This window comes from Sphingobium sp. ba1 (genome assembly GCF_000743655.1).
Lineage (GTDB): Bacteria > Pseudomonadota > Alphaproteobacteria > Sphingomonadales > Sphingomonadaceae > Sphingobium.
On sequence record NZ_JPPQ01000069.1, the window covers coordinates 185,344 to 190,222 of the forward strand.

The 4,879-nt window shown below is 59.9% G+C and carries 4 protein-coding genes; 1 reads left to right on the plus strand and 3 read right to left on the minus strand.

Features of this window, described 5'->3' with window-relative positions; genetic code table 11:
* On the minus strand, window positions 1-803 hold an 803-nt coding region (locus tag IL54_RS03970), incomplete at its 3' end, for a LysR family transcriptional regulator (protein ID WP_037477771.1).
* Between the two features lie 204 nt (window positions 804-1,007).
* Between IL54_RS03970 and IL54_RS03975 the strand changes: the two genes are divergently transcribed.
* Window positions 1,008-2,147 (plus strand): acyl-CoA dehydrogenase family protein, encoded by a 1,140-nt coding sequence (locus tag IL54_RS03975; protein ID WP_052027539.1) that lies wholly within the window; start codon window positions 1,008-1,010, stop codon window positions 2,145-2,147.
* A 199-nt stretch (window positions 2,148-2,346) separates the two neighbouring features.
* Here the strand turns inward: IL54_RS03975 and IL54_RS03980 are convergent, their stop codons facing one another.
* Window positions 2,347-3,987 carry a hypothetical protein gene (locus tag IL54_RS03980; RefSeq protein ID WP_156106105.1) on the minus strand — a complete coding sequence of 547 codons (1,641 nt, stop codon included), beginning with the start codon at window positions 3,985-3,987 and terminating at the stop codon, window positions 2,347-2,349.
* Between the two features lie 426 nt (window positions 3,988-4,413).
* Window positions 4,414-4,879 (minus strand): CoA transferase (locus IL54_RS03985; RefSeq protein WP_037477775.1); only part of this gene is annotated, 466 nt, incomplete at its 5' end.

Here is a 4,879-nt window from a genome sequence, read left to right on the forward strand (position 1 = left end):
GCGATCACCAGCCGATCCTCCGACAAGGGCAACTGATACAGGTCGGCAATCTCGAACGGCCGCAGCGCGCCGACCACCATGTCGATCACCCCGTCGCGCAGCGGCTCTACCAGTTCGCGCCAACTGCCTTCCAGCACCTTGAACGCCGCGCGCGGATCGCTCCGCGCCATCCGCGCCATGGCGGCGGGAACCAGATAGGGCCGCGCCAGCGGCAGCGCGCCGAACGCGATCAGCTCGCTCCCGCTCCCGCTATCGCGCCCGATGTCCGCCAGCGCCGCGACGATCTCCGCCACCGCCAGCCGCGTGCCCCGCGCCAGCCGCTTGCCCGCCGGATTGAGCCACACCGCCCGCCCCCGCCGCTCGACCAGCTTGCCACCGATCATCTGCTCCAGGTCGCCGACCGCGCGATGCACTGCCGTTTGCGACAGAGTGCTGCCATGCGCCGCCGCCGCGAAACTCCCCGCCTCCGCCAGCGCCAGAAAGGCGCGCAACTGCGTCATCGTCATTAGCCGCTCAGGATAATGGAACACGCCCGACAAGCCCTTGGCCGCCTGCGACAGATGATCGAGCGCCGCGCGCGCCCGCTCGATCACGATCTCGCCCATCGGCGTGGGGACCATGCCGCCCGACCGCCGCTCGAAAAAGGTGTAGCCAAACTGCCGCTCCAGCTTCGCCAACCCCTGCGTCAGCGCGGGTTGCGACAGGCTGACCACATCGGCCGCCGCCGTGATGCTGCCATGTTCGCGGATCGCCAGCAACGCGCGCAGGTGGCGCAGATTAAGGTCGAACGGATCGGTCGCCATGCCGCTTACTCTTGTTACCCTGCGCCCGCGCGCTGTGGCGTCATCGGGCGACCGCAGCCATATCGGACAACTGCCCCAAAGGACAGCGGCCCCTTGCCCCGATCAGCCGAAATTCTAATGGACTGACCATTATCGTAATGGTAGGACCATTAGCGAGAGGGGCGCACGGCCGCCCCACGGATTCGGATAAGAAGGAGGCACAAGATGGACTTTGAACTGCCCGACGACATCAAGGAATTTTGCGACGTCACCCGCGCCATCGTGCGCGACCTGCTGCCTTATGAAACGGAATTTCAGGCCACAGGCAAAGTGCCGCCGATCGTGCGGCAAACGCTGGTCGATAATGGCTATTTCGGCCTGTCCCTGCCGGAAGAATATGGCGGCCTGGGTCTCGGCGCACTCGCGCAGGCGGCAGTGCAGATAGAACTCGCCCGCCTTCCCCCCCAATTCTGGACCGAATTGCGCCCGCTGATGGGTCCGGGCGCGCGCAACATCGTCTATCATGCCTCGGAAGCGCAAAAGCAGCAGTTGATCCCCGGCATGGTGTCAGGCGAAATCCCGATCGCCTTTGCCCTCACCGAACCCAATAGCGGCTCCGATCCGGGCTCGATGCGCACCACCGCCACCCGCAACGCCGATGGCTGGGTCATCAACGGCTCCAAAACCTATATTTCCAACGGCAAGAACGCCAAATATGTGATCGTCTATGCCTATACCGACAAGGCAGCGGGGCCGCGCGGCGGCATTTCCGCCTTCCTAATGCCCGCCGACACGCCCGGCTTTGCCGTCACTGGCACGATCGAACTGATGGGCACCGCAACGCCCGGCGTCTATGAACTGACCTTCGACGAATGCCAGTTGCCCGCCGACGCCCTGCTCGGCGAAGAAGGACGCGGCTTCCACTATGCGCTCGAAGGCTTGAACGAGGGCCGCATGAATGTCGGCGCAACCGCCGTCGGCATGGGCGAATATGCGCTGGAACTGGCGATCGAGGAGTCGAAACAGCGTCCGGCCTTTGGCGGCGTCATCTCCGATTTTCAGGCGATCCGCCACTATATCGCCACCATGGCGACGGACATGCGCGCTGCACGCCTGATCCTGCTCGACGCCTGCTGGCGCTACGACCAGGGCGAAAAGAAACGCGAACTCGCCTCCATGGCCAAGCTGTTCTGCACCGAAGCGGGCAGCCGCACGGTCGACACGGCGGTCCAGATTTTCGGTGGCTCCGGCTATTGCCGCGGCTTCGCGATCGAGCGGCTCTATCGCGACATTCGCATCACGCGGATCTACGAGGGGTCTTCGGAGATTCAGAAGAATACGATCGCGCGGGAATTGTTACGGTAAGATGATGTGCGGGCGGGAGGGGTAGGTGCCGCTCCCGCCGAATGCCTAGTCCGCGCCAATTATCGCCGTTCGACTGCGATGTCCCAGCGTCAGAAATCAGACATTAAAGTTATAACCGGAGTTCGAGACAAAAACTGCCATTTGCGTTTCTTCGCCAAGAAGCGGCTTTCAAACCCCAATAAATTAGCCGTAAGAGCAACTAACCGACGCGTATACCAACAATTTCGCCAGCCTCGACTTGAAAATCCAGCACGAGACAATCGTCCGCATGGTTCGACAGCAAAAATGCAGGTGCAATCGCTGCCGTAATGGCGCGATCGGCCACGATGAGGTTGTCGAGCAGAGCGTTTTCACGGGCAAGCAAAGATGCTTTGCTCTCATATGATGATACTACCTGAAGTTTCTCGCGCAGGATGCGATCAATCGCGATTGTGGCCTCACCCGTGGGTAAAAACGGACGTAAATCCTCGGCGATAGCCTCGTATCGCGCTTGTTTGCCGGCTTCGCGTCCTGGGTAAGCAGACATCAGTTGGAAACCACAAGCGCGCGCACGCAAACAGAGCAGGATGTCGTCATAGCAACCCATAACAGTTGTCTGGCCATCCTGAAGCGCTTTAACGTATTTACTCGAACCAAAGGTATCCTTTTTCACCGCGCGGAGTGCTTCAGTCGCGACGTGCAGATCCTTGGCGAGGTGGTCATAGACTTTGTTGAGTTCAGCCTCATGATGTTCGATTGTGTGCAGCACTTCGGGCGCTAGTTCGCCAGAGAGAACTGCCCGCGCGACCTGTTTGAAATAGCGAATGGACCCGGTCAGCGTCGAACGGCGCTCGTCCTGCTGGAAGCGTGAGATGTCTGCGAGCATCGCCTTGATCTCGTCAAGTGCCTCCTCAATGCGCTGCATCTGCTGTTGCTGGGCAATGGCAGTGGCAGCTGTAAGGAAAATGGCTGGACCAGAAATGCCGATAGCGGTTATCTGGTGAAGGTCCACCATACCTTTGTGGCCCTTAGCTACTCCGACATAGCCGCCCACTTTATCACTCCAAGAAAGCGCGGCTTCTGCACTGTAAATATGCTTCCCTGAGAGCATCTGCTCCGCGCTGAAAAAGGGCTGCAGTGCTGTCAGCAGTGGTGCTAACTGGCTTCTTGTACGGCCGTCAGGAACCATGAACGACCAATCCTGCGTTTTCTCCTCCGGGATCGCCGCTAGGGCAAAAGCATGCCGCCCATCATCGCCAACGACGCTTACCGCGGTTTTCGGCTCAGGGCGCATCACTAGAGTATGGCTATCGTGGCCAAGCAATCGCCCGTCTGCAACCATGACCCCCCGCAAGTAGGCAATTTCCACCAATGTCGAGACAAATGGCAACCAGGCGTCGGTGGTCAATATGCTCGCCGCAGCCTTCCCCGCCGCACCTGCAGCCTCCTTGACCAGCGCAGCGCGACGTTCGGGGTCTGCCGTCAAAAGATGTTGCTTGGTGAACATGTTAATGAGCATAGCCTCATGCTGAACGACATCGACGCCAGCGATGGGGATGGCGATCTTTTTGCAGACCGTAGCAATAAGATCGTCATAGCTGTGCTTTTCACCTGCCATGCTACCTGCCTGGGCTGAAAAGCTCTCTGTTAGGAAAAGTCCGAGGCGATATATCTCCTCGGCAATTTGGTCTCGATAAGCGCCGTGGTCAGGCTGAAAACGCAGATAAGCGCGCGCATGCTTGAGATAGCTGAATGGTGAACCGACCAGAGAATCTACGATTGGAGCGAGTTCGTCATTTGAGCAATGATCAAGAATATCGTAGAGGCTGACTGAGTATTTTTCTTTCACTCGATCTGTCACAAAGCCTCCGAAATATGTAAATGATCAATCAGAATATTGGTTAAATGCTGTCAGTGCATTTATGACTGAATCCGGCTGGTTTTGCCAAGCCATTTGACGGATTTTGAACTCGAAGAGCCAACAGCCGGATCAGTCACTCTCCGCGAGCGGTTTTGGTCGGGTGCCGATGCAATTCGAACGGCGGCGTTCACCGCAGAAGCGGACCGGCTCAAATCGGCCAAAATCCCCCTGTCCTACACCATCGCCCAATGCCATAATTTTCCCCGGCTCTTTCCCACCGTTCGTCCCCACCCCGCTCCGTCCTCACAGGCGTGCGCGCAAACTTCGCAAAAATTCTCGTATTGCGAAATCCTCGCCACGACTTCCTCCCACGCAAATGCGTGGCCTGCAACGGTGTATACTTCGCACCTTTCACAAACGCGCACGTCAGCCCAGGTCGCCGCGTTCCCGCAGCGCCGCGACCGCCTCCGCGCTCACGCCCAACGCGCCCAGCACCGCCGCGCCATCCTCGCCCAGCTGTGCGACATGGTCCCGCGCCTCGACCCGCGATCCGCTCATGCGGAAGGGCGGGTTCGGCACCCTGAACGTGCCCGCGCCGTCATGCACCTGCGCAAAGGCACCGCGCGCCGCGAGTTGTGGATCGTCCAGCAACTCGCCAATCTCGCGATAGCGGGCGCATGGCACGCCATGGCGCGACAGGATCGCCTCGGCCTCCGCCGCGCTGCGCTCGATCGTCCATAGCTCGGTCAGCGCCAGCAGCGTAGCCCAATTGGCGTTGCGATCCGCATTGGTCAGGAAGCGCGGATCGTCGCGCCATTCGGAATGGCCAACCGCGTCCGACAATTGCTCGAAATTGCGCGGACTGGTCGGCGCGACCATGATGAAACCGTCA

Coding starts and splice junctions, on each gene's coding strand:
- IL54_RS03975 (WP_052027539.1), top strand. CDS start 1,008: ATGGACTTTGAACTGCCCGACGACATCAAGGAATTTTGCGACGTCACC.